This window comes from Pectobacterium jejuense (assembly GCF_026800125.1).
In the GTDB taxonomy this organism is placed as follows: Bacteria; Pseudomonadota; Gammaproteobacteria; order Enterobacterales; family Enterobacteriaceae; genus Pectobacterium; species Pectobacterium jejuense.
Genome location: NZ_JAPQKX010000030.1, coordinates 1 through 2,210 on the forward strand (window position 1 = coordinate 1; position 2,210 = coordinate 2,210).

1 protein-coding gene is annotated in these 2,210 nt (G+C 57.2%); it reads right to left on the reverse strand.

Annotated elements, in window-relative coordinates; translation table 11 throughout:
- Nucleotides 1-2,210: condensation domain-containing protein (locus tag NXT09_RS22295; RefSeq protein ID WP_268581188.1), on the reverse strand; the 2,210-nt coding region annotated here is incomplete at both ends.

The following is a 2,210-nucleotide window of genomic DNA, read 5'->3' on the forward strand; positions in this document are numbered from 1 at the left end:
AGGTGCTGGTCTTCAAAGAGGACGGCGATGGCCTCGGGCGAGCGGGCGGCCTGGTCTTCAAAGAGCTGATGGATGAGAGCATCCTGCGGGAAATCGGCGTCAGTGTCATTGAAGTCGACCATGACCTGCCGACGTTCGCTGTCCGGTAGCATTGGCAGAGTGGCGACGGGCTGTGCCACATCATCGGCCATCGCGATCAAAACATTTCGTAGATAGCCTTTGAGACGCACAATCGTCTCGCGATCAAACAGGTCGGTGGAATAGATCAGCCCACCTTCTAAACTGCGTTCAGTTTCGGTCAGGGAGAGCGTCAGATCAAAGTGAGTACTACGCTGTGGTCGCTCAATGGCAGAAAGTTCCAGACCGGGCAGCGTCAAGGCTTGCATCGGGGTATTATTCAGCGACAGCATTACCTGGAAAATAGGGCTGTAACTGAGGCTGCGAGCGGGTTGCAGGGTTTCCACCACTTGTTCAAAAGGCAGATCCTGATAGGTGTAAGCGGCAATCGCCCGTTCGCGAATTTGGGTAAAGAGATCGCCGACCGTCTGGCACTGGCTGGGAGTAATCCGCAGAGCCAACGTATTGACGAAAAAGCCGATCAGCCCTTCCGTTTCGCTGTGTTTACGGTTAGCGAGTGGTGTACCGACGACGATATCGCCCTGACCGCTGAGACGGGAGAGCACGACACTCCATACGGCAAGCAGCGTCATAAACAGGGTCGTCCCCTGCTGGCGACATAGTGTTCTCAAGGCTGCCAGCTCTTCTGGATCGAGACTGACGGGGAGAATGTTACCTTCATAGCGTTGTACTGATGGGCGAGGCCGATCGGTAGGAAGCTCCAGCAGAGCAGGCGCACCCTGTAGCTGCTGACGCCAGAAATCACGCAGGTCGTTGAGCGTCTCACCCTGCAACCACTCACGTTGCCAGACGGCATAATCGGCGTACTGGACTGACAGTGTCGGCAAGCGTGCGTCGCAGCCATCCAACGCAGCCTGATACAGTGCCGCCAGTTCACGTGCCAGAATGCCGATAGACCAGCCGTCGGAAACGATGTGGTGCATGGTGAGCAGCAGCACATGTATTTCATCGCCCAGTTGCAGCAGCTGACCGCGGATTAGCGGCCCTTCCGTCAAATTAAAGGGCTTGCGTGATTCCTGAGTGGCAAGTTCAGACACGCGCTGTGCGCGGGTCGCATCGTCCAGTTCTCGCATATCGAGACAGGTCAGGCTAAAGCCGATGGTCTCTGGGTCAATCTGCTGGCAGGGCTGGCCATTGAACGACGTAAAACGAGTACGCAGGCTTTCGTGACGCGCGACCAGCCCGTCGAGTGCGGTGATGAAGGCGTTCTTGTTGAACCGACCAATCAGACGCAGTGCGGCAGGTAGGTTATAGGCACGGCTGGCCGTTGGATCGAGCTGGGTGAGGAACCACAGCCGCTGTTGAGAAAACGAAAGTGGGAGCGGCTGGTTGCGATCGGCAAGCGGGATTGTCGTGATCGAAATTGTGGACGTCTTGGTGAGTTCTTGTGCCAGTTCGCTGAGTACGGGACAGGCGAAAATTGTCTGTACCTTCAGGTCCAACCCTAACATCTGACGTACGCGCGTGACACATTGCACGGCGAGTATTGAGTGACCGCCAAGTTCGAAAAAGTGATCGTGACGTCCGATACGTTCTAGTCCCAGTAAATTCTGCCATATCTCAGTCAACGCCATTTCCAGCTCGCCGACAGGAGCTTCATATCCACGACTGACAATCGCGGATTGCTCTGGCACCGGTAGGGCTTTACGGTCCAGCTTGCCGTTTGGCGTGAGCGGGAAGGCATCAAGGGTGACAAAGGCGCTGGGCACCATGTACTCGGCCAGATGGAGAGCTAGCGCCTTGCGTAATACGGAGGGAATGAGTTCGGTTCCAGGCTGCGCGATGAGGTAGGCGACCAGACGGGTATCACCGGGGCTGTCCTCACGGGCAATGACCAGCGCTTCCTGCACGCCGGTGCACTGCAGCAGTCGGGCTTCGATTTCCCCCGGCTCGATGCGGAAACCGCGCACCTTAATCTGGAAGTCGTTACGACCGAAGTATTCGATATTACCGTCAGGCAGCCAGCGGCCAAGGTCACCGGTCTTGTACAGCCGCGCCTCTTTTGCGTCAGAGAACGGGTCGGCAATAAAGCGCTCGGCGGTGAGGTCGGGACGGTGGAGGTAGCCGCGGGC